This is a genomic window from Pectobacterium zantedeschiae (genome assembly GCF_004137795.1).
GTDB classification, from domain to species: domain Bacteria; phylum Pseudomonadota; class Gammaproteobacteria; order Enterobacterales; family Enterobacteriaceae; genus Pectobacterium; species Pectobacterium zantedeschiae.
This window is the reverse complement of the sequence record NZ_NWTM01000001.1, coordinates 1,319,787-1,338,778: the sequence shown is the minus strand read 5'-3', so window position 1 is coordinate 1,338,778 and position 18,992 is coordinate 1,319,787. Positions and strand designations below refer to the sequence as shown.

Genomic DNA, 18,992 nt, shown 5'->3' with positions numbered 1-18,992 from the left:
CAACGTGATTGATGCAAATTGAGTGGCAGGAATTAAAAAAATGTTCCCGATATGAAGAAATATTTTCTGATTGAGAGAAATTCAATTTTCGTACGGAAATGTGCAGTCTAAATGAGAAACACTAGGTATGTTAGTGCTGGTATTGGATGATTGGCCCAACCAGAGTTGTACTGCGAAAACGGGCTCAAATGGACATGTTAAAAATCAGCGTATTCCTGTGCGGGAATCCAGAAACCATCAATATAGTCTTCGATAGGGAAGCAGCCAGCACGACGCAGGCGTTGTTCATCCATCGCTTGCAGACATTGCGCTTCGGTGTTGTAGGCGCCGACGACCACATCGTCACAGCCATGCCCGAGATAACAAACAAATATCACTAACGCAACCATGCTGTTCTCCAGACATTACTGATTTTCTCTCTAGAGATGATAGATGAAAATCCGTGAGGAAAGAGAGAACGCGCGGTTCATCAGGCGGTTTTATCGCCACCTGATGCAGAAATCGCATTTATTCTTTAGAAACAGGCTGTGCTGCGAATGCGCCATCCCGGACTAAATCGCGTGGCAGGCTGTTTTTTATCCGGCTATTGATGCGTTTTGCCAGACCAACGGGGGTGTTCTGATAGGTTAGAATTAACTCGTCCGCAGCAGGAGGTGGTTCCGGGTAACTGTCTTTGCCCTGAAACCACTCGCAGGCGATGCGGTCGTTCAATGCATAGGCGTTATCTGAGTGTGGATCGGCCAGCGCGATAATCGCTTCATGCTGCCAGCGGAAACCTTTGGGGAAGCGTTCGGCGAGTTTAATGCCAATACGTGAGAATTTGATATTACCGAAAGCAGAGGCCAGTGCCACAGGGAAGAGCCAAATCTCACTATCGCGCTGCCACAGTTGGAGTAACGCCTCATCCCAGTGAATACCCTGTTTATTCGCTGCTTGCGTGAGCAACATGCCGTCTTTAGGCGCGACGGGAGAGAACGGGAATTTACCGACTTTATAACCAGGGCGCGGCAGTGGCGGCACGCTGGCCGTTTTACGCAAACGGGCAACAAAGAAGCCTTCGCTGTCATAAATCTGTGGGAAGACGTGCAAGAAGCCTTCTTCCGTTGTCGCGCGTCCAGCGTCGGCGAAGAGATCGTCTAACGATTCAAATTCGCATGCATCAGGGAACTGCGCCTGTAGCCAACGGCAGACCTGCTGGTTTTCCTGCATATTCAGCGTACAGGTGGAATAAATCATGACGCCGCCGGGTTTTAAAGCATGGAACGCGCTCAGAATAAGGTCGCGCTGCGTAGCGGCAATTTCGATAATGCTCTCTTGCGACCAGTGGCTCATCGCCGCAGGATCTTTGCGCACTACGCCTTCGCCTGAGCACGGGGCATCCAGCAAAATCGCATCAAAATATTCCGGCAGTGCGGCACCGAAAACGCGTCCATCGAAGTGCGTAATCGCGGTATTGCTGACGCCACAGCGGCTGATATTGGCATGCAGCACTTTTACTCGGCTGGCTGAATACTCGTTGGCGACGATAGCACCTTCATTATTCAGACGTGCCGCGATCTGCGTCGTTTTGGAACCAGGTGCAGCGGCGACATCCAAAATCGTGTCCAGCGCCGCGTTACGATGGAACAGCGCGCTGACGGGCAACATGGAACTCGCTTCCTGAATGTAGAATAGCCCGCTTAGGTGCTCTAATGTATTGCCTAGCCGCGAGTTTTCCTCTTCCGCATTAAGCAACCAGAAACCTTCCTGACACCAGGGAATTGGCTCAAGCTGCCAGCCATAAGGCTGCACCAACTGTAGAAAAGCATCGACGCTGATTTTTAACGTATTGACGCGGATGCTTCGCCGCAGCGGGCGCCGGCAGGCGGCAATAAAATCTTCCATTGAAAGTGATGAAGGCATGATGTCCCGCATCGTGTCGAGAAATTCAGCAGGCAGGCTGGCTGGGGTAAATTTTGCCACGGTGTAGTTCCGTACAGGTTATTCAGTAAAACGAGGGGAAGAAGCGGCGAAGTGTAGCACGGATCTTTCATGCATCATGCGAAAACGACAAGACGGCGCATGAAAACGACAGGGCGGCAATAGCCGCCCTGTTAGGTGATGAGTGTTAATTATTGGGGAGGATTGGGAATCGCCGTACCCCATTGCCGCCACTCTTTTGGCTCTTCGTTTCTCAGCAGGAAATGTTTTCCTTCCTGTGCTTTAGGCGCGAGTGGCGTGCTGGGTGGAGTGGCAAAAGCGATTCCACCGCGAATGAACTGCTGGAAGGTTCCGCTCTTAATAACACCACCAACCAGACCGAATTCCAGGTTATAACCCGAAGCCTGCCAGAAGACGGAATTATCGCGTACCAGATGCTGATAGCGTTTGCTGATGCGCAGTGACACGGCAATGCGATCCGACAAGGTGCCTAACGACAGCCCAGTAACGGTACCTACTTCAATACCGCGGAACAGAACCGGCGTACCTACCTGCAATGCACCTGCTTCTGGCGCATCAACGCTGATATTCAGGCCGTCCTGATAGCGGGAGTCAGAGATAGTAGCCTGTTGCAGTTCAAAATTGCGCGTTACGCTGCCGTTACCCGGCTCGACGTTGATATAAGGCTGGAATAGCGTCTCCAGATGGTTTACCCCAGCGGCAGAAATTTCTGGAGTAACGACAGAAAAACGTGTCCCGGAACGGGCGAAATTACGTACGTATTCAGGATAGAGCACGGCTTGCACCAGTACTTCGCTGCGTTGTTCGGACAGTTTCAGCGAATCCAATTGACCGATATCGATACCTAAATAGCGGATCGGCATACCCGGTGCGAGTTTGCTGGCATCGTAGGTGCGCAGAATGATACGGCTCCCCACGGCACGCGCCGCCGTTTCGTTGTTGTACAGAACGCGTTTACCGCCTTTAATTTCCGGCGCGCCTTCCAGATTATCAAAACTGATCGCGCCTTTAAGCGCACGATTCAACGGAGAGGCCTGCACGGTCAGGCCTGACGTGTTCAACTGCACTCGGGCACCGCCTTCTGCCCAGAACACGCTGTTTTCTGTTAACAATTTGCGGTGTTCAGGACGGATATACACCTCAACCTCAAAGGTATCTGCTTTGGGGCGAACCCGCATGATTTCACCCACCTGGAATTTACGGTACAGCACGATGGAACCGTCCTGAATATCCGGCAGGCTATCGGTCACCAGAGTAAGCGTGGGGGTAGGGGTGGAACCGCGAATACCCTCTTCCGCTTTTTCGAGATCGCTAAACAGCGGGTAACGTGCTTGAATCTCGCCCTTGCTACCAGGTAAAACCTGAATACCGCCGCTAACCCATTCTTGTGCGCTGGCACCCAGTACTTGAATCCCATCTAGCCCCATCTTCACGTTTACACGGCTGTTAACGATGAATTTACTGTCGCGGTGTAATAGCTGACGATAGCGTGGCTCGATCACCAAAATGAAACTGACACCTTGTTCATCCAGCGAACGCTTCACTACCTGACCGATTTGTACGCCGTGCAGCAGTACGGGTTGACCGCTATCAATACCATAGCTTTGTGCTGCCGTGAGTTGAATGGAAAGCGCACCGGGTTGAGTAAGCTGCTGTTGTCCGCTATCCAATACCTCAAAATGCTGGCGCGGTTCGCCTTCGCCGGGGAGTAATGTCAGCGTTGGCCCGCTTAGAAGGCGTGACACATTCAGGTCGCTGAGCGAAAACTGGGGCTTGCTGAGTTCGATACGCGTGCCTTCCCGCATCAGCGAAACGACGGAAGGATCGATGATTAACTCTCCACTGACCTTACCATCGTCTGAGTTCAACGTGATTTTATTCAGCGTCCCGACTTCTAACCCTTGATACATCAGCGGAGTACGGCCTTCGGATAGACTGTCGCCGGAAGGTAAATCCAGCGTGATTTTCACCCCGCGTTGGCTTTGTGCCAGATCGGGATAGAGGCGATAAGATTGTTCTGCACTCGCGTCCTCGCTCTCTTCCGGTGAATCGAACGCGATTGCACCGTTAACCAGCGCCGCCAGATTCTCCATCTCAATTTTTGCACCACTGACGCTGATGTCCGCATTGAAGCCGGATACATTCCAGAAACGACTATTTTTCTTTACCAGATGAGTGAAACGGCGTTCAACCAGTACGTCAATAGACACTCCGCGACGATCCTGAGATACCGTGTAATCGTAGACTTTTCCTACTGGGATCTTTCGGTAGTAAACCAGCGAACCCGTATTCAGTGAACCGAGGTCGTCAGCATGGAGATGAATCAGCAATTCTCCGGTATTCACGCGATATTTGGGCTGCGTATCCAGCGCGGAGAAGTGCTCTTGCGCCTCGCCGGAACCGGGCATCATACCGATATAGTTACCGCCGACCAACGCATCCAGCCCTGAAACCCCAGCAAGAGAGGCTTTAGGCGTAACCAGCCAGAACTGCGTGCCGCTGCGTAACGCTTCCTTCATATCGCTTTTGATACTGGCTTCGACCTGTATGGTGCGTAGGTCTTCACTGAGCTTAATATTTTGCACCGTGCCGACTTCGACCCCTTGGTAGCGCACAGGCGTACGCCCGGCGACAATACCGTCAGCGGAGACGAAATCAATCGTAACCGTTGCACCACGCTCTTGCTGGTTGGTGTAAATCAGCCAGCCTGCAATCATCAACGCAATCAGCGGCAGCAGCCAAAATGGCGATAGGCGACGCTTATTCTTCACGGTAGCTTCAGTTGGTGTCCCAGACGTATTATCTTGCATTGTTATTCCACATCAGTGTTATCCCACATCAGTCGGCTATCCAGCCATTCAACGGCAAGGATAGTGAGAATCACCGCTGCACCAAAATAAAAGGCCGCTGGCCCCATGGTGAAAGCGAGTAATTGATCGCGGTTAACGAGCGACATCGTCAGCGCAATCACAAATAAATCGAGCATGGACCAGCGACCGATCCAACGGATAATGCGCAGCATTTTCATACGCATCATTATGTTACCTTCTGACCGGATATGGATACTCACCAATAGCCCGAACAGCACAATAACTTTAGTAAACGGCACAAGAATACTCGCAATAAAGACCACCAGCGCGACCGGAACATTGCCTGACGCGAGTGACAGAATGCCGGAAAAAATCGTGTCTTCCGTGCGGGCTCCGTTGACATAAATAATTGATATGGGCAACAGATTCGCCGGGAACAGTAAAATTATAGAAGCGATGAGCGCAGCCCAGGATTTTTGCAGACTTTGTCGCTGACGCAAGCGAAGCGGAATATGGCAGCGGGGGCAGCGTCCTCGGTTGTCAGGCGAACTGGTGAAATGACAGGAAAGGCAGATTCGATAGCGATCTGGTGAAATCAATGGCCTCATGCGCGGATAAAACCGCTGCCAAAGCTGGTCGGTATTTAAGTGAATCAGCGTTAACAGACTTAAGGTCATCAGTGCCAGAAAGGCGACCAGCCCGATACCCGCCTGAACATCCGCGAATTCACGGACTTTGATCGCGGCGACGGCCATGCCGACCAGATAGATATCCAGCATCATCCACTCTTTTAGCCGTTGTAACATGAGTAAGATGGGCCGCAGATTCATACCTATTTTCGGAGCAAAAAACAGGTACAACAGAGAGAAAACCAGCGTGAGTGGTGCGCCAACGGTACAGAAAGCGACCATGCTTGCCGTGAGAGGGTGTCCCTGACGGGTTATTTGCCAAATACCTTCGAACAGGCTGGCATTGATAGTGACACCCAGTAGACGAATGCTGATCAGTGGTTCGGTGAAGGCAAATGGCATGAGTACCAGCATGGCGACAGCCATCGCTGCAAGCCGTGAAATGGTCCAGTCTCTGCCTGAACTGACTTTGGCATCACAACGCGGGCAGTTGGCTGTCTGGGTCCGCTTCAACTGCGGCAGGGCAAAAAAGGCATCACATTCCGGGCATCGATGATAACGGTCTATTGTGGATACGGTGCTCTCTGCACCGCCCGTTAGCGGGGGGCGGGGAGAGGAAAATGGCGCAGGGCTGACTATATTGTGTATTTTCATCTTTCCTGCGATCCGGTAAAAGTGTCGAGTCCCGTTATCCTCGATAGATAACATATTCACAGCGAGTCAGTGTAACTGAATGATAAATTCATAAAAGGATATGATCTCTGACCGATGTTATTTTGCTGGTGGAAATAGCACGATATGCACGATAACGATACAGTAAAGCGGATGATTCTTCGCGCGAAGGCGCTAATCTTATGGCATTCTGTAATAGATGCTTATGCAGTCTGTGTGGGCTCTTTCCGCACTGTTTTGAAAAGACAACGATATACTTTATGAATAAACAAGCATGAATAAACAAGAATTTTATCAGGATCTCATCCGCGACATGTCATCGCTTATCGCGGATGAAAACCGTTTTATTACGATTTTATCAAACAGTAGTGCGTTGCTGTTTGAGCGTTTAGATGGGGTTAACTGGGCAGGGTTTTACCTGTTGGATAACGACACGCTTTTTCTCGGACCGTTTCAGGGCAAGGTCGCCTGTGTACGTATTCCGGTTGGCAAAGGCGTATGCGGTGCGGCAATAGCTGAAAATCGCATTCAGCGCGTGGATGATGTTCATGCGTTCCCTGGTCATATCGCCTGTGATGCCGCGAGTAATGCTGAAATTGTGCTGCCGCTTGTCGTTAACGGGCAATCGATTGGCGTTCTGGATATTGACAGTACTCTTTATCAACGCTTTGACGCAGCTGATGAGGAAGGACTGAAGGCCGTGGTGAGCGTACTTTGTGCTCAACTGGAAGCGAGTGATGTGATGACATTCATCAATTCTCTCACGTTGAGACAAGGTTAACGTGGCAATTGCCGATGGCGTCATTATAATGACGCCTGTTCATGCCTGCGCCGGTTGGCAAACCCGTTGTAATCAGGAAATTTCATGGAAAATCAACCTAAGTTGAACAGTAGTAAAGAAGTCATTGCCTTTTTGGCAGAGCGGTTCCCGCTTTGTTTCACCACTGAAGGTGAAACTCGTCCGTTAAAAATCGGTATTTTTCAAGATCTTGTTGAGCGAGTACCGGAGTCCGATAACGTCAGTAAGACGCAATTGCGCTCTGCGCTGCGCCTTTACACCTCAAGCTGGCGGTATCTGTACGGTGTAAAATTGGGTGCTCAACGCGTGGATCTGGACGGTAACCCGTGCGGCGAGTTGGAACAGCAGCATGTCGATCATGCCCGTAAGCAGTTGGAAGAAGCAAAAGCGCGAGTTCAGGCTCAGCGTGCTGAGCAACAGGCGAAAAAACGTGAAGCAGCCGGAGAAACGGCAGAAGCCGCACGTACTCCTCGTCCTGCTCAGAAACGTGCGCCACGCCGTGATGGTTCAAATAATCCATCTCGAAGCAACGCGTCTCAAAGCCATGCATCGCGCAAACCTCGTCAGCCTTCTTCCGGCCAATCGCAGTCCTCTTCTCAGCAATCAGCCAATGCTCAATCGCGTCAGGACAAGCCTGTTAGCAATGAGCGTCAGCGGGTTGCGGTTACGGATGTTTCCAAACTGCAAATCGGTCAGGAAATCAAAGTCAGAGCTGGCAAAGATGCCATGGATGCTACCGTGCTTGAAATTGCCAAAGGCGAAGTCAGAGTGCAATTGGCTTCTGGGCTGGCAATGATTGTACGCGCAGAACACTTGCAGTTCTGATACGGAGGCCAACCTGGGCATGAACAACTTAGTCAGAATAACCGCCATTGCAGGCTTACTGCTGGCGGGCTCTAGTTTTGCAAATGAAAACATCACGCGTGTTGAACAGATTCCTCAATTGCATCAGGAACCTCAACATGCAACCGTTAGCGACAGGGTGGCCTCACGTTTCCTGCGTTCGCACTACCGCCAGTTTATGCTGGATGCGCAGTTCTCTGAGAAAATTTTTAATCGCTATCTCAACATGCTGGACTACAGCCACAACGTGCTGCTGGCCTCTGATGTAGCGCAATTTTCCGGGCAAAAAGCCCAGTTGGGCGATGCGCTGAAATCCGGTCAACTGGATGTTCCGTACGCATTGTACAATCTGGCGCAGAAGCGTCGGTTTGAGCGTTTCCAATATGCGCTGTCGCTGCTGGATAAACCGGTAGATCTGACGGGCAATGATACGTTTGAGCTCGATCGCACCAAAGCCCCTTGGCCGCAGAACGCGGGTGAACTTAATCGCCTGTGGGATGCCAAGGTAAAATATGACTGGCTCAGCCTCAAGCTGACCGGTAAAAATGATAAAGACATCAAAGAGACGCTGACCAAGCGTTACCAGTTTGCGATTCGCCGTTTGGCGCAGAGCAACAGTGAAGATGTTTTCCAGCTCATCATGAACGCCTTTGCGCGTGAAATTGATCCGCATACCAGCTACCTGTCACCGCGTAACACCGAGCAATTCAATACCGAAATGAGCCTGTCGCTCGAAGGGATTGGTGCGGTGCTGCAAATGGATGATGACTACACCATGATTAACTCCATGGTGCCTGGCGGCCCGGCAGCGAAGAGTAAAAACATTACCGTCGGTGACCGTGTGGTTGGCGTAGGCCAAAACGGCAAACCGATGGTGGATGTTATCGGCTGGCGTCTGGACGATGTGGTCGCGCTGATCAAAGGACCGAAAGGCAGTAAGGTGCGTTTGGAAATTCTGCCCGCAGGTAAAGGGACGAAAACCCGCATTGTTACGCTGACGCGTGAACGTATTCGTCTTGAAGACCGCGCGGTTAAGATGTCCGTCAAGACGGTCGGCAAAGATAAAGTCGGCGTGCTGGATATCCCAGGTTTCTATGTTGGGTTGACGGATGACGTCAAAGTACAACTCCAGAAACTGGAAAAACAGAACGTCAGCAGCATTGTGATTGACCTGCGAACTAACGGCGGTGGTGCGCTGACGGAAGCGGTAGGGCTTTCCGGTCTGTTTATCCCTAGCGGTCCAGTGGTGCAGGTACGCGATAATAATGGCAAAGTGCGCGAAGACAGCGACACAGACGGCATTGTGTATTACAAAGGCCCGCTGGTGGTGCTGGTAGACCGCTTCAGTGCTTCTGCTTCCGAGATCTTCGCGGCGGCGATGCAGGATTATGGTCGTGCACTGATCGTGGGTGAACCGACGTTTGGTAAAGGCACCGTACAGCAGTATCGCTCGTTGAATCGAATTTACGATCAGATGCTGCGTCCTGACTGGCCTGCGCTGGGTTCTGTACAATACACGATTCAGAAGTTCTACCGCATTGACGGCGGCAGTACTCAGATGAAAGGCGTGACGCCTGACGTGATGATGCCAACGGGCACCGAGACGGTAGATACCGGTGAGAAGTTCGAAGATAACGCGTTACCGTGGGACAGCATCAAAGCGGCCAACTACATAAAGAGCGGCGATCTGAAAGCGCTGATTGGCAAACTGAATGAACACCATCAGGAGCGTATCGCTAAAGATCCTGAATTCCAGTTTGTTGCGCAGGATATTGCCCGCTACAACGCGATGAAGGATAAGCGTAACCTCGTGTCACTCAATCTTGCTCAACGTGAGAAAGAGAATGACGATGATGAAGCGATGCGTCTGAATCGAATTAACGATCGACTGGCGAGAGAAGGTAAAAAACCACTCAAATCGCTGGAAGATTTGCCGAAAGATTATCAGGCTCCCGATCCTTATCTGGATGAAACGGTAAAAATCGCTAACGACCTGGCGCAAGAACAGAAAGAGTAATACGCCAACGTTGTTCTGATCGTCTTTTGACTCGCACTCAAGCGCCCTGTTGGTTTCTCTGACAGGGCGCTTTGTTTTAGATAGTGCAGGAGGGTGGCGCTATTCCGCCAAATGGTGAATTAACGAATTTTGGTTGGCGAACAACCAAAACGGGTTTTAAACCGTTCGGAAAAACGAGCCGAGGATTTATACCCACAAGCCTCTGCCAGACGTTGCACACTCCATGACGTCGTCTGCACCAACATCATCGCGTGCTGCATCCGCACCTCCAGCAACAGGGTTTCAAAACGCGTCTGTTCGGCAGACAACCTCCTACGCAGCGTGACTTCGCTCATTGCCAGCAAACGACCCGCAGACTGTGCGGTCCAGTGGCGTTCCGGTTCCTCACTGATAAGTGCACGTAGTTGGGTGGAAACACCAGGCTGTGGTGGTGCACCAAAGCGATATCCTCGTTCTGATAGCGCCAGCAGTATATCCATCAGTCGGAGTTCGAGACGTGATTCATTGAGCTCGCCGCCTGTAATCCCTTCGAGCAGATACAACAATGTGCCGGTGAGATCGTCATCCAGGGGGATAGTGGTGAAGGGATGAGGAGGATGTACATGGGCGCCATCATCAGGATAGCGGAGATAAAATTGCGCCAGCAGCGTAGGTGAAAACGTCAGAAAGATAGACCGGAAAACGGAGTCATGACCGCCGGGCGTTTTCGTCAAATCAGCACTCGCATCAGGTGTAACCAGGCAAAGCTGGGACGGCGTATCGACAACCGTTGTTTTATTCTGTTCAAGAATGGTCAACTGACCAGAGATAACCAGCAGAAGCGTGGCCTCATAAAAATGAAAACGCGTTGTTTGCTGTGGTGTCCGCAGATGAGGTTGCGCTAATGCACACAGGCCATACCGCTGTAGTGGCTGGCCTGATGGCAATCGCCAGTCCACCTTTGCAATGAAAGGCGGAGAGGCGGAGCGTAAAGCCGTTATAGTCATAGTAATTGAGGATTCAGCGTATACAGTCCGGTTAATTTCGCCTCCGCCAATACGGGCGCGTTAGCGAGCGCAGCACGGACATTCGCCCCGTTAAGCTCACCCTCCAGCGTTAAAGACGGTGTCGCGAGAGCATAAAGTGTGAAAATGTAGTGATGGACGATCGCATCATTCCACGGTGGGCAAGGGCCATCATAGCCATAGTAGGTGCCTTTCATCTGTTCGTCGCTGGCGAACCAGGCGGTGTAGTCATTGATGCCGTGTCGGAGTCCCGCTGGTGCATCTGGACCTGCTTTTCCGCGCTGAGTAATGCTATCGGAATGCGAAGCGGCAGCGATTTCACTGATGCTGGCTGGGATATCCAACAATAGCCAATGGTAGAAATCAACACGCGGCAGAGAAGCACTAACCTCGCGATCTTCCTGATTTACATCGTCACCGCGGCTGGGTACATCCGGGTCGTGACAGATTAACACGAAAGACCGTGTTCCTTCGGGTGCGCCGTGCCAGGCAAGGTGGGGATTGTGGTTAGAAGACAGTGCAATGTGGTTGTTTGAATTTGGAACGGCAAAGGCAAACTCGCCTGGGATATTTTCGCCGTCCTGAAAACTGTGGCTGGAGAGTTGTAGCATGGTGGTGCTCCTATCGTGTTCCTTATGAGTGTTGAATCATTATAGAAGAAGCTGTGCGTGATTATTTTCCTAATGCCATCAGGATAATGCTTTTAGCTATCAATTTGATGGTATTAGGCGCTGTCAGTCGTTAAATGATGTTAAAAATGGCTTCCGACAGGGATATGGGAAGGGCTGACAACGTCCATACCGTTGTGTAAACCAAATTCGTATCGTAAGGAAGGGCTCCATGGGGCAGTCAAATCAATACTGTATCGGTATTGCTGTTTCGACTGCCGCTGGATATCGCTGGCACTGGCGAGTTCTCACGACTGACTTTTACTCTTCATGAATGTCAGACAGCCCTGAAAAACATGAAGGAGTCTGGCCTGTCACTGTGCGAAATGCGGCAACGAAGGAAGAGGGGCATGAAAACCCCAGTTTATAGGCCACATGTTTGACTGGCATACCGTTAGAAAGCAGATCCATGGACACAAAAATCCGCGCCCGTTGTTTCCAGGTTCGAAAACTGCACCCGGTATCCTCGGTGAAATAGCGTGAAAAAGTGCGTTCAGACATTGCCACCAGCCCCGCAAATTCACTCAAGGAAACGTTCCATCTATTGTTGACGAGTATGTCTTGAGCCACCTTGTGCAGCTTATCGTCACATGGCATCGCCAGATCTACAGGAAGTGCTTCGGTTTCATTCACGATCCTGAGCAATAATTGGGCGATTAACTTTTGTGTCAAGTGGTTGAAAGATTGCTCAAACAAACTGGATATCAGGTGTTGTGCGAAAGGCGTCATGCCGATGACATGAATGTGATCCAGTGTTTTCATACCACAGGCTTCCGCCACAAACGCAGGCGTGAAGTACAGCGTTCTTAATTCAGTATGAGAAAGCAGGGTGAAGGAATGCCACTGTCCTGCTGGCAGCCAAAGCGATCGTTGAGGGGGGACGACCCACTGACGACTATCTGTTTGAACCAACATCACACCTTTTACAGCATAAAGCAGTTGCCCCCGTTTATGTTTGTGTGCTGGATTCAATGTGCCCCGATCGTACGATCGGGCGAGACATCCCCAGTCGGAATTGTTCATTTCTATTGTCATTTCATCTATATCGATTGGCGTATCAAATTCAGTGGATGTCGTTATGATAGTTTTTTTCCGCAAGAATGTACGAATTGAACGACATTTTTTCTGTGAAATATTCGATGTCAGGAACCGGCCAGCAAGAGGATATGGTGAGAACTGGCATGCAGATAATGTTGTTTTTCACCTGCCAATGAGAAACCAGGATATGTCTTCTACTGAAGTAAGCGAACCAATACCAACACAATCACATGTTGAGAATGATACGGGAAAATTTTTGGTTAACATCGTCGGTGCGGTTGCGTTAACTCACGCGTGCAATGATGTTATTCAGGCGACGCTGCCATCAATTTACCCCATGTTGAAAGAAAATTTCATGCTGTCGTACGCACAAATTGGCATGATTGCGCTGGTTTACCAAATCACAGCCTCCCTTCTTCAACCCTGGGTCGGTTTGTATACCGACAAACGCCCTAAACCCTATCTTTTACCCGCAGGGATGGGCGTTACGTTTCTGGGTATCGGTTTGTTGGCAATGGCTGACAGCTTTACTATGTTGCTCATCTCTGCGGCGTTAGTGGGCGTGGGGTCGTCCACATTTCACCCTGAGGCCTCACGGGTTGCCCGAATGGCTTCCGGTGGGAAGTTTGGCACAGCCCAATCAGTTTTTCAGGTCGGGGGAAATGCTGGCACCGCATTCGGTCCTTTGATCGCCGCACTTTTGATACTTCCCCACGGGCAAATGTCAGTAGCGTGGTTGATGATCATCGCGTTCATTGCCATTGTTATTTTGACCCGCATAAGTCGTTGGACTATCGCTCACGGGCATGCGCGGAGCAAAAAACACGACAGTATCAGTGGTGAAAAATTACCCCGCAAAAAAGTTATTCTTGCCGTTGCCATTGTCAGTGTTTTGATGCTGACGAAATTCACGTACATAGCCTCCATCAGCAATTACTATACATTTTACTTGATCCAACGCTTTGATATTACCTTACGCGACGCACAATTCTGTCTGTTTGCTTTCCTTGCCGCAGTAGCGATTGGAACGTTTGCAGGTGGGCCTGTTGGCGATCGTATTGGTCGCAAGGCGGTGATCTGGATATCATTTTTAGGCGTTATACCTTTCGCTCCGATCCTGCCGCATGCAAATTTTTTCTGGACCGTAACATTAACACTCATCATTGGCTTTGTACTGTCTTCTGCGTTTGCTGCACTCGTGGTATATGCACAAGAAGTTGTGCCAGGACGAACGGGTATGGTTGCCGGAATTATGTTCGGCACCATGTTTGGTGTGGGCGGAATTGCCGCCGCCAGTTTAGGTAAGTTGGCAGATATCTATGGAATTGTGTCGGTCTATGATGCCTGCGGTTATCTTCCGTTGCTTGGGCTCGCCACATTGCTAATGCCGGATACGCGCAAAAAATCAAAATAGCTGTCGCTGAACAATCTGTCCTGATATTGATAGTCATTTATTGTAATCGTGATCCGCTTTTACATGATTGGTGAGTGCATAAGAGTGGGTAGAGCTGTCACCGTTTCATCGCGGCAAGTCTTTGTGTTGTTTCTACCTAAAGCAACACATAGCAACTATTTCAGATGTTTGTTAATGCATTTCACCCAAGATAAAGGGACACAATATGTTTTTCAGCCAGTATGATTCTCCAATGGGGGAAATTACGATAGCCGCCGATGGGAAAAACCTGACCGGACTCTGGTTTGTAGGTCAAAAATATTATGCACAGTCCCTTCAGGTAGAACCGTCGATAAGCCCCGAGCTTCCGCTTTTTTCTGTCACTAAACGGTGGTTAGATGCTTATTTCTCTGGCCATAATCCCTCCCTCGATGCGCTGCCGTTGGCGCCAAACGGCAGTGATTTTAGACTGGCTGTTTGGCAACGATTATGTCAGATCCCGTATGGTGAATATGTCACATACGGAACCGTAGCGAGAGATGTTGCGGCTGTTATGGGTAAAACCAGCATGTCGGCCCAGGCTACCGGTGGAGCGGTTGGTCACAACCCAATATCTATTATCATTCCCTGCCACCGGGTAATCGGTTCCAATAACAGTTTGACCGGGTATGCTGGCGGTATCGCAAAAAAAATCCAGTTACTTGAACTGGAAGGTGTTAACACCGCTAATATGAGTGTTCCTATCAAAGGAACGGCTTTGTAATCATTACCGTATCAACCCGATGGGATAAAGAAACAACATTCCCACCGCGTGATACGGTGTCTTGCTATTAACGACCGGCCTTTAGCTGCTGAAAATAGGTTTCATACAGTGTGCTGGCGCTGCCAACGTCGTTTTGCCATTCGCCTTTAGCGATAGTTTCATCATCTGGGTACAGCGTTTTGTCTCCTGAAACTTCAGGTGGCAGTAATTTTTTCGCCGCCAGATTTGGCGTTGGATAGCCAATAGTTTCTGCAACCTGCGCCGCTACTTCTGGGCGAAGCAGGAAGTCGATCAGCTTCATCGCACCGTCAACGTTTTTGGCGTTGGCCGGAATAGCTAGGCTATCCATCCAGAAGATGCCACCTTCTTTTGGCCAGATGACATCAAGCGGTGTGCCTGCCTGGCGTGCCACATAGGCAGAGCCGTTCCATACCATGCCCAGATTAACCTCACCCTCAATGAATGGGTTACCGGGGTTATCTGAATTAAACGTCAGCACGTTCGGCATCAGGGTTTGTAGCGCTTTGTAGGCCGCCTCAATCTCTTTAGGATCGGTGGTGTTTGCGGAGTAACCCAGCTTACGTAGGGCGATTTGGAACACTTCCCGTGCATCGTCCGTCAACAGCAGGCTATTTTTGTACTTCGTATCCCACAGATCGGCCCAACGGGTGACCCTTGCAGGGTCAATGACTTCATGATTAATGCCAATTGCCGTTGCACCCCAGATATAAGGAATAGAGTAGTCGTTGTTGGGATCGAAAGATTTGTGCAGCAGGTTTGGATCGAGATTATGGAAGTTGCTGAGCTTGCTGGTATCGATCTTTTGCAGCATGCCTTCTTTGCTCATCTTGGAGATGAAATAGGTCGATGGCACGACCAAATCGTAGGCACTGTCTTTATAGGTTTTCAGCTTGGCGTACATGCTCTCGTTGGATTCATAGGTGGAGTAAATCACCTTGATGCCCGTTTCTTTAGTGAACTGTTCCAACAGGCCCGGCGGCACGTATTCGGTCCAGTTATAGAAATAGAGCGTTTTGCCATCGTTGGCATTGGCGGCGCTGATACCAAACGCTATCGCGCAGGCTGCCAGTAGGTGTGGCCACTTTTTCATTATGTTTACCTCCTTATAAGTCCCAAAGAAAATACCTGCTGGTACCTATCCCATTAGGCTATTTTGTTTGCCATTTTGAACCTAGGCAGTGCTCGAAATCCTCACGTACTATGTGTACGCTCCGGTTTTTGCGCGCTGTCCGTGTCCAAGCTGGCTGCACCAATAACGCCTACTGGAATATGCCCCTATATACAGATATGAAATAACGGTATATATCGTGCGAGCTGCAATCTTACTTTCCGGTGCGGTCGCGTAAAATCAGCTGGCTACTGAGTACCAGTATGAGTGATAGAATCAGCAGGATCGTCGCCAACGCGTTGACTTCCGGGGATACGCCAACCTTCACCATTGAGTAAATCTTCAAGGGTAGAATTTCATACGCAGGCCCAGTAACAAACGAAGAAACAACGACGTCATCCATCGACAGCGTAAAGCTGAGCAACCAACTGGCCGCTACTGCTGGCATCGCCAGAGGCAGAATGATCTTGCGCAGAATAATCACTTCACTGGCACCCAAATCGCGCGCGGCTTCCAGCATCCGTACATCAAACCCTTTCAGACGTGAGTAGACGGTCACCACCACGAATGGCAGACAGAAAGTGATATGGGAAAACAGCAGCGACCAGAACCCGAGCGATATGCCCAACAGCATGAAGAGTACCAGCAGCGAAATGGCCATCACGATATCCGGTGACATCATCACCACGAACAGCATGCCACCGACAAAAGGCTTGCCGCGAAAGCGGTAGCGATACAGTGCGACGGCCGTCAGGGAACCAATCAACGTAGCGAAAGTTGCGGAGAAAATGGCCATTGTCAGAGAATGCTGTGCGGCCTGGAGCAAGCTGTCGTTATTCATCAACAGCCGATACCAATCCAGCGTAAATCCCTGCCAGTTGATGCCGAAACGCGCCTGATTAAAAGAATTCACAATCAGAATAATGATCGGAATGTACAGGTAAGCGTAAATGATGGACATAAATCCACCGCGAATTAAGCGTCCTGTCATTCCAGCTCTCCCTTTTTATTCAGTAGTCGAGCTGTGCGATAGTAGATAAACAGCAGCACGCCCATGACTAGTGTCAGGCAGATGCTGGTCGCGGCACCAAACGGCCAATCGCGGATATTGAGGAACTGGCTTTTAATGACGTTGCCGATCAGCAGGTTCTTGGCTCCGCCCATCAGGTCGGCCACGAAGAATAGTCCCATGGCCGGTAGCAGTACCAGCAAGCACCCCGCTATAATTCCCGGCATGGTCAGTGGGATCACCACGCGAATAAAGGTTTGCCATTTATTTGCGCCCAGATCGCGGGCGGCTTCAAGATAGGATTTATCGAGTTTTTCAATGCTGGAGTAGAGCGGTAGCACCATGAAAGGCAGCAGGATGTAAATCAGGCCGAGAATCACTGCTTCGGAAGTGTACATAATCCGTAGCGGCGTATCGATAATGCCCGTCCAGAGCAAAAATTCATTCAGATGTCCGCGCGTGCTGAGGAAAATTTTCAGCCCATAAATGCGGATCAGCGAGTTGGTCCAAAACGGCACAATCAGCAGAAACAGCATCAGAGGCTGAATTTTTTTCGGTAAGTGCGCCAGAATAAAGGCAAACGGATAGCCTAGCAGCAGACAGCAGAGCGTAGCGATAACGGCCATGTTCAGCGAATGCAGTAGGACTGAAGCATAAAGCGGATCGACCAGTCGTGTATAGTTTTCGAGCGTAAAGACCAGACTGACGAAATGGGTGTCATCGCGTGTCAGAAAACTGGTTCCGATGATCATCAGGTTGGGCAGGAAAACAAATAGCACCAACCAGGCAACGATGAGTGTGATAATGGTATTTTGAAAGCGTTTACGCGACGTCTTCATCGTGCAGAACTACCTCCCAACTTTCCACCCAGGTAACGTCCACTTTCTGGTTGAGTGAATGATCGAAGTCGGGATCGTCTTCGTTAAAGAACTCACTGACCATGACCATTTTGCCGTTTTCCAACTCAATGTTGGATTCTAGCGTCATGCCTTTATAGTTGCGTTCGCGGACATAGCCAACCATGCCTTCTGCTTGCATGCCGTCGCCAAGCTCTTCGACGCGTAGATCTTCTGGTCGCAGTAGCACGTTGAGATGTTGGCCTACACTGACCGGAATGCTGACGGTGATAACGCATTCGTGGCCTTCAACCTGAGCACGCACGCGCTGTTCGTCCAATTGTTCCAGTACGATGGCATCAAAAATATTGATTTCACCGATAAAACTGGCGACGAATAGATTTTTTGGCTCTTCGTAGATTTCACGCGGTGTGCCGTCTTGCTCGATACGACCATCACGCATCACCACGATGCGGTCGGACATGGTCAGCGCTTCTTCCTGATCGTGCGTGACGAAAATAAAGGTGATACCCAGCTTACGTTGCAGCGCCTTAAGCTCGTTCTGCATCTGCTTGCGTAATTTATAATCGAGTGCGGACAGAGATTCATCCAGCAGCAGAACCTTCGGTTGGTTGACGACGGCACGCGCGATAGCGACGCGCTGTTGCTGTCCGCCGGATAATTGGTGCGGACGACGCTGTGCCAATTCATCCAACTGTACCATCTTCAATGCTTCAATCACGCGTGGCGTAATTTCTGCGGCAGGTGTTTTCTGCATACGCAGGCCAAATGCTACGTTCTCAAATACGCTGAGATGAGGAAACAATGCGTAGCTTTGGAATACGGTATTCACATGCCGTTGTTCGGCGGGCTGGTGGGTAATATCTTGCTTTTGCAGCATGATGTTGCCGCTATCGACCGTTTCCAGACCAGCAATCAGACGCAGTACGGTGGTTTTCCCGCAGCCGGATGGCCCGAGGATCGTCAGGAACTCACCGTTATTAATGGTGAGATTAAAATGCGAAATGATGTCTTTGCCATCAAAGCCTTTGTGGACGTTGAGCAGTTCAACGACCGGCGCAGTCAGGGAGTTTTCTTTCATTAAGGTATAGCTCTATTTCCTGATTTGGCAGATCAACGGTATCTCCGTTGCGATCGTGCCAAGGGTTATCACCTTTCAGCTAGCGTGCGCGGTTAAGGGCTGCATTTTACGGGAAACCCGAGTCTCACGCCAACTTGTGTGGCTCGGCTTCCTGCCAATGAATACGTAAATGGCGGAGATTCAGCCAATGAATTAACGCGTATGTTTCTTGATTGTTACCTGATTTAGGAACGCTTCGTGACGCTACCACCACTTTTTGCTCTGAATTCTGGTCCTATGGTTTGTTAAATCAGAAAAAAACTGACCTGACGCAATATCTGCTGTGGTAGCCCTATCCAT

16 protein-coding genes are annotated in these 18,992 nt (G+C 50.2%); 5 read left to right on the top strand and 11 right to left on the bottom strand.

Features of this window, described 5'->3' with window-relative positions; genetic code table 11:
* Positions 1-197: 197 nt before the first annotated feature.
* The 4 genes from CLR69_RS06040 to yebS form a co-directional block, all read right to left on the bottom strand.
* The gene (locus CLR69_RS06040; RefSeq protein WP_129704656.1) at positions 198-389 is read right to left on the bottom strand and encodes a YdfD/YebW family protein; all 192 of its coding nucleotides are present in this window, start codon (positions 387-389) and stop codon (positions 198-200) included.
* A gap of 118 nt (positions 390-507) precedes the next feature.
* Positions 508-1,962, bottom strand: a complete 1,455-nt coding sequence (rsmF, locus tag CLR69_RS06035) for a 16S rRNA (cytosine(1407)-C(5))-methyltransferase RsmF (protein ID WP_129711339.1) — start codon at positions 1,960-1,962, stop codon at positions 508-510.
* A 149-nt stretch (positions 1,963-2,111) separates the two neighbouring features.
* Positions 2,112-4,751 carry a PqiB family protein gene (locus tag CLR69_RS06030; protein WP_129711338.1) on the bottom strand — a complete coding sequence of 880 codons (2,640 nt, stop codon included), beginning with the start codon at positions 4,749-4,751 and terminating at the stop codon, positions 2,112-2,114.
* Positions 4,752-4,753: 2 nt separating this feature from the next.
* The gene (yebS, locus tag CLR69_RS06025) at positions 4,754-6,034 is read right to left on the bottom strand and encodes a membrane integrity lipid transport subunit YebS (protein ID WP_129711337.1); all 1,281 of its coding nucleotides are present in this window, start codon (positions 6,032-6,034) and stop codon (positions 4,754-4,756) included.
* A gap of 292 nt (positions 6,035-6,326) precedes the next feature.
* Here yebS and CLR69_RS06020 point away from each other — a divergent pair, with 292 nt between their 5' ends.
* The 3 genes from CLR69_RS06020 to prc all read left to right on the top strand — a co-directional run bounded on the left by CLR69_RS06020 (position 6,327) and on the right by prc (position 9,711).
* Complete coding sequence (locus CLR69_RS06020) at positions 6,327-6,833, top strand: GAF domain-containing protein (protein ID WP_129711336.1); 507 nt, start codon at positions 6,327-6,329, stop codon at positions 6,831-6,833.
* Positions 6,834-6,917: 84 nt separating this feature from the next.
* Positions 6,918-7,676, top strand: a complete 759-nt coding sequence (gene proQ, locus CLR69_RS06015) for an RNA chaperone ProQ (RefSeq protein ID WP_129711335.1) — start codon at positions 6,918-6,920, stop codon at positions 7,674-7,676.
* Between the two features lie 19 nt (positions 7,677-7,695).
* Entirely contained in the window at positions 7,696-9,711 is a 2,016-nt protein-coding gene (prc, locus tag CLR69_RS06010; protein WP_129704668.1) for a carboxy terminal-processing peptidase, read from the top strand.
* A gap of 119 nt (positions 9,712-9,830) precedes the next feature.
* Here prc and CLR69_RS06005 read toward each other — a convergent pair whose 3' ends face one another.
* From CLR69_RS06005 to CLR69_RS05995, 3 genes are all read right to left on the bottom strand, one after another.
* Complete coding sequence (locus CLR69_RS06005) at positions 9,831-10,697, bottom strand: helix-turn-helix transcriptional regulator (RefSeq protein ID WP_129711334.1); 867 nt, start codon at positions 10,695-10,697, stop codon at positions 9,831-9,833.
* Positions 10,694-11,326 carry a YbhB/YbcL family Raf kinase inhibitor-like protein gene (locus CLR69_RS06000; RefSeq protein ID WP_129711333.1) on the bottom strand — a complete coding sequence of 211 codons (633 nt, stop codon included), beginning with the start codon at positions 11,324-11,326 and terminating at the stop codon, positions 10,694-10,696. The genes CLR69_RS06005 and CLR69_RS06000 overlap by 4 nt, the downstream gene beginning before the upstream one ends.
* A gap of 318 nt (positions 11,327-11,644) precedes the next feature.
* Positions 11,645-12,466, bottom strand: a complete 822-nt coding sequence (locus tag CLR69_RS05995; protein WP_129711527.1) for an AraC family transcriptional regulator — start codon at positions 12,464-12,466, stop codon at positions 11,645-11,647.
* A gap of 142 nt (positions 12,467-12,608) precedes the next feature.
* On the opposite strand from CLR69_RS05995, the gene CLR69_RS05990 reads away from it, so the two are divergent.
* Together CLR69_RS05990 and CLR69_RS05985 are read left to right on the top strand one after the other, a co-directional pair.
* Positions 12,609-13,835, top strand: a complete 1,227-nt coding sequence (locus tag CLR69_RS05990) for an MFS transporter (protein ID WP_129711526.1) — start codon at positions 12,609-12,611, stop codon at positions 13,833-13,835.
* Between the two features lie 205 nt (positions 13,836-14,040).
* Complete coding sequence (locus tag CLR69_RS05985) at positions 14,041-14,577, top strand: methylated-DNA--[protein]-cysteine S-methyltransferase (protein ID WP_129704674.1); 537 nt, start codon at positions 14,041-14,043, stop codon at positions 14,575-14,577.
* Positions 14,578-14,644: 67 nt separating this feature from the next.
* Here the strand turns inward: CLR69_RS05985 and potD are convergent, their stop codons facing one another.
* The 4 genes from potD to potA form a co-directional block, all read right to left on the bottom strand.
* Positions 14,645-15,688: a spermidine/putrescine ABC transporter substrate-binding protein PotD gene (gene potD / locus CLR69_RS05980; RefSeq protein WP_129711332.1), complete on the bottom strand. Its 1,044-nt coding sequence runs from the start codon at positions 15,686-15,688 to the stop codon at positions 14,645-14,647.
* A 232-nt stretch (positions 15,689-15,920) separates the two neighbouring features.
* Complete coding sequence (gene potC, locus CLR69_RS05975; protein ID WP_129711331.1) at positions 15,921-16,697, bottom strand: spermidine/putrescine ABC transporter permease PotC; 777 nt, start codon at positions 16,695-16,697, stop codon at positions 15,921-15,923.
* Positions 16,694-17,554 carry a spermidine/putrescine ABC transporter permease PotB gene (gene potB, locus CLR69_RS05970; protein WP_129711330.1) on the bottom strand — a complete coding sequence of 287 codons (861 nt, stop codon included), beginning with the start codon at positions 17,552-17,554 and terminating at the stop codon, positions 16,694-16,696. Before potB ends, potC begins: the two co-directional genes overlap by 4 nt.
* Entirely contained in the window at positions 17,538-18,653 is a 1,116-nt protein-coding gene (gene potA, locus CLR69_RS05965; RefSeq protein WP_129711329.1) for a spermidine/putrescine ABC transporter ATP-binding protein PotA, read from the bottom strand. Before potA ends, potB begins: the two co-directional genes overlap by 17 nt.
* Positions 18,654-18,992 lie beyond the last annotated feature (339 nt).

What these genes read in the sequence shown, in the direction of transcription:
- CLR69_RS06030 (WP_129711338.1), bottom strand. Translation starts at nt 4,751, where the DNA reads ATGCAAGATAATACGTCTGGGACACCAACTGAAGCTACCGTGAAGAAT.
- potC (WP_129711331.1), bottom strand. Translation starts at nt 16,697, where the DNA reads ATGACAGGACGCTTAATTCGCGGTGGATTTATGTCCATCATTTACGCT.
- yebS (WP_129711337.1), bottom strand. Translation starts at nt 6,034, where the DNA reads ATGAAAATACACAATATAGTCAGCCCTGCGCCATTTTCCTCTCCCCGC.
- CLR69_RS06005 (WP_129711334.1), bottom strand. Translation starts at nt 10,697, where the DNA reads ATGACTATAACGGCTTTACGCTCCGCCTCTCCGCCTTTCATTGCAAAG.
- CLR69_RS06000 (WP_129711333.1), bottom strand. Translation starts at nt 11,326, where the DNA reads ATGCTACAACTCTCCAGCCACAGTTTTCAGGACGGCGAAAATATCCCA.
- potB (WP_129711330.1), bottom strand. Translation starts at nt 17,554, where the DNA reads ATGAAGACGTCGCGTAAACGCTTTCAAAATACCATTATCACACTCATC.
- CLR69_RS05990 (WP_129711526.1), top strand. Translation starts at nt 12,609, where the DNA reads ATGTCTTCTACTGAAGTAAGCGAACCAATACCAACACAATCACATGTT.
- potA (WP_129711329.1), bottom strand. Translation starts at nt 18,653, where the DNA reads ATGAAAGAAAACTCCCTGACTGCGCCGGTCGTTGAACTGCTCAACGTC.
- CLR69_RS06020 (WP_129711336.1), top strand. Translation starts at nt 6,327, where the DNA reads ATGAATAAACAAGAATTTTATCAGGATCTCATCCGCGACATGTCATCG.
- CLR69_RS06040 (WP_129704656.1), bottom strand. Translation starts at nt 389, where the DNA reads ATGGTTGCGTTAGTGATATTTGTTTGTTATCTCGGGCATGGCTGTGAC.
- potD (WP_129711332.1), bottom strand. Translation starts at nt 15,688, where the DNA reads ATGAAAAAGTGGCCACACCTACTGGCAGCCTGCGCGATAGCGTTTGGT.
- prc (WP_129704668.1), top strand. Translation starts at nt 7,696, where the DNA reads ATGAACAACTTAGTCAGAATAACCGCCATTGCAGGCTTACTGCTGGCG.
- proQ (WP_129711335.1), top strand. Translation starts at nt 6,918, where the DNA reads ATGGAAAATCAACCTAAGTTGAACAGTAGTAAAGAAGTCATTGCCTTT.
- CLR69_RS05985 (WP_129704674.1), top strand. Translation starts at nt 14,041, where the DNA reads ATGTTTTTCAGCCAGTATGATTCTCCAATGGGGGAAATTACGATAGCC.